This is a genomic window from Longimicrobium sp. (assembly GCF_036387355.1).
Classification (GTDB): Bacteria; Gemmatimonadota; Gemmatimonadetes; order Longimicrobiales; family Longimicrobiaceae; genus Longimicrobium.
The window spans coordinates 1-2912 of record NZ_DASVTX010000539.1 but is presented as its reverse complement, the minus strand read 5'-3'; the positions used below and the strand labels follow the sequence as shown (position 1 = coordinate 2912).

3 protein-coding genes are annotated in these 2912 nt (G+C 68.7%); 2 read left to right on the top strand and 1 reads right to left on the bottom strand.

From position 1 onward, the window contains the following. Positions 1-303: ATP-binding cassette domain-containing protein (locus VF665_RS23225; protein WP_331055867.1), on the top strand; the 303-nt coding region annotated here is incomplete at its 5' end. A 106-nt stretch (positions 304-409) separates the two neighbouring features. Here the strand turns inward: VF665_RS23225 and VF665_RS23220 are convergent. Continuing rightward, on the bottom strand, positions 410-577 hold the full coding sequence (locus VF665_RS23220; protein ID WP_331055866.1) for a hypothetical protein: 168 nt from the start codon (positions 575-577) through the stop codon (positions 410-412). 402 nt (positions 578-979) lie between these two features. Between VF665_RS23220 and VF665_RS23215 the strand changes: the two genes are divergently transcribed. After that, the gene (locus VF665_RS23215; protein WP_331055865.1) at positions 980-2329 is read left to right on the top strand and encodes a glycine--tRNA ligase; all 1350 of its coding nucleotides are present in this window, start codon (positions 980-982) and stop codon (positions 2327-2329) included. The last annotated feature ends 583 nt before the right edge of the window (positions 2330-2912 follow it).

Genomic DNA, 2912 nt, shown 5'->3' with positions numbered 1-2912 from the left:
GAGTCGGCGGCCCGGCACGCGCTCGCCCGCTTTCTGTTCGAGGGCGAGGCCGTTCACCAGGCCGCGGGCTCACTCAGCGGCGGGCAGCGGCTGCGCGCGGCGCTGGCGTGCGCGCTCAACGGCTGGCAGCCGCCGCGCCTGCTGCTGCTGGACGAACCCACCAACCACCTGGACCTCGACAGCCTGGAGGCGCTTGAAGAGGTGCTGCGCGGCTACGACGGCGCCCTGCTCGTGGTGAGCCACGACGCCGAGTTCCTGGAGCGCATCGGCATCGAGCGGCGAGTAAAGCTCACGCCTCGCTGAAGATGATTCATCTCCGGATCCGCGGGTGTTCTTTCTGTACGGATCGAGAGGGGTGGAGCGGAAGAACTCCGCCCCGCCGGAGGCTCCGGCGGGGCGGACCCGCGGATCAGCAGTCGACCGGGCCGCAGGTGAGCTGGCCCGGGCAGGTGGGCGCGCAGCTGATGCCCACGGTGCCCATCTCGTTGCCCACCACCGTTCCGCCCTGCCCGGCGGCGTCGGAAACGGGAAAGGACTCCACGGCCAGCAGTTCGGGCTTGAGCGCGAGCTTCTTCATGATGAACCTCCGGGCGGGGGTGAGGGTGCGGTCCGGCGAGCGCCGTCCCGTGTCGCCGCGGGCGCGGCGTTGGACAGATTGTGTCCGATTCCGGTGCCGCAATCCCTGTGCCTCCTTTCTGGTCTTCTGTCCTGATCCGAGCGGTTCCGGGGAGCCATGCCGCGGAATTTCCATCGAACGACGCGCGCGCGGTGGAATCCCGGGTCTGCTGCAGTCCCGTCCGCCCGCCCCGTACTCCCCGCGACCTCGCGCCTCCCGCGTCCTCCGCGCGAGGTGGGGTTGCGTTCGTCCGCATCGGCAGAAGAAGCACGGAGGTGTGGTTTGCGGCACACGGCATCAACCGCTATCATCCCCGCCTCTTTTTCTAGGCAGCCACACTGCGGATCGGCTCTGGGCAACGGCATGGCGGACAACGACCTGATGGAAAAGCTCGTATCCCTCTCCAAGCGGCGGGGGTACGTCTTTCAATCGTCCGAGATCTACGGCGGAACCGGTTCCGTGTGGGACTACGGCCCGCTGGGCGTGGAGCTCAAGCGCAACGTGAAGGACGCGTGGTGGCGCGCCATGGTGCACGAGCGTGACGACATCGAAGGGCTCGATGCCGCCATCCTCATGCACCCCAAGGTGTGGGAGGCCAGCGGGCACGTGGAGAACTTCACCGACCCGCTGGTGGAGTGCCGCAACTGCCACCGCCGCTTTCGCGTGGACATCCTGCTGGCCGAAACCGGCGCGGCGGAGATGTCGGCCGCGCGCTGCCCCAGCTGCGGCAAGACGGGCGAGTGGACGGAGCCGCGCTCCTTCAACCTGATGTTCAAGACGTTCATGGGGCCCGCTGAGGACTCCGCGAACGTGGTGTACCTGCGGCCGGAAACGGCGCAGGGCATCTACGTGAACTTTCTGAACGTGCAGCAGAGCGCGCGGCAGAAGATTCCGTTCGGCATCGCGCAGATCGGCAAGGCGTTCCGCAACGAGATCACGCCCGGCAACTTCACGTTCCGCACGCGCGAGTTCGAGCAGATGGAAATGCAGTTCTTCTGCAAGCCCGGCTCGGACGAGGCGCTGTTCGAGGAGTGGCGCGAGGCGCGGTTCAAGTGGCACACCGACGTGCTGGGCCTGTCGCCGGACCGCCTGCGCTACCACCCGCACGAAAAGCTGGCGCACTACGCCAGCGCGGCGGGCGACGTGGAGTTCTACTTCGGCGGCACCATCGGCGACGGCGGGTGGGGCGAGATCGAGGGCATCCACAACCGCACGGACTTTGACCTCAAGCGCCACCAGGAGTACAGCGGCAAGCGCCTGGAGTACATCGATCCCGCGGCGGGCGAGCGGTACATTCCGTACATCATCGAGACCTCCGTGGGCGCCGACCGCGCCACGCTGGCGGTGCTGGCCAACGCGTACCGCGAAGACGAGGTGGAGGGCGAGACGCGCGTGGTGCTGAGCATCAAGCCGTCGCTGGCCCCGCTCAAGTGCGGCGTGTTTCCGCTGGTCAAGAAGGACGGCATGCCCGATCGTGCCACGCAGATTCACGAAGATCTACGCCGCCGCGGCATTCCGAGCTTCTACGACGAGGCGGGCGCCATCGGCCGCCGCTACCGCCGCCAGGACGAGGCGGGCACGCCGTTCTGCATCACGGTGGATGGCGAGACGATGGAGCAGGGCACCGTGACCATCCGCGACCGCGACACCATGGAGCAGTCCCGCATTTCGCAGGACCAGATCCCCGCGTTCCTGGCCGAGCGCCTGGCCTGAGCCGGGTTTGGTGTAGATGGATGAACGGCGGCTCGCGCGTGCGGGCCGCCGTTCGTGTTTGTTGCCGGGCCTCGCGATGGGACGGACCGTCCCGCTGCGGCACCTCCGCCCCGCGGGTATCCTGCCGCCCACCTCGGCGCCGGGGCGTCATTCTGAAGGAGCGTGCGCGGCACTTTCCCCGGCACCGCATTCATGCGCGACTGAAGAATCCCGGACCGAAGCATCCGCGGCTCCGCAGACCGGCGTGGCGTGCTCCAGCCTCTTCCCGCGGCACCCGCTACGCCCGAGCGCGGCGCGCAACCGGGCGTGCATCGGATGCGGTGGCGCGGGATTCTTCGGTCGGCGCCAGAGTCCGGCGTGACGGACGGTGCGGCGCGGCGCCTCCCTCAGAATGACACTCGAAGTCCGAGGCGGGTGAGGAAGCCAGGTGCGGCTGATGTCCGGTTACGCTGCCCGCGCTGCCCGCGGGACACCTCCGCCCCGCGGGTATCCTGCCGCCCACCTCGGCGCCGGGGCGTCATTCTGAAGGAGCGTGCGCCGCGCTTTCCCCGGCACCGCGTTCATGCGCGACTGAAGAATCCCG

Excerpts from the sequence above, each read along its gene's own strand:
- VF665_RS23220 (WP_331055866.1), bottom strand. The coding sequence starts at position 577 with ATGAAGAAGCTCGCGCTCAAGCCCGAACTGCTGGCCGTGGAGTCCTTT.
- VF665_RS23215 (WP_331055865.1), top strand. The coding sequence starts at position 980 with ATGGCGGACAACGACCTGATGGAAAAGCTCGTATCCCTCTCCAAGCGG.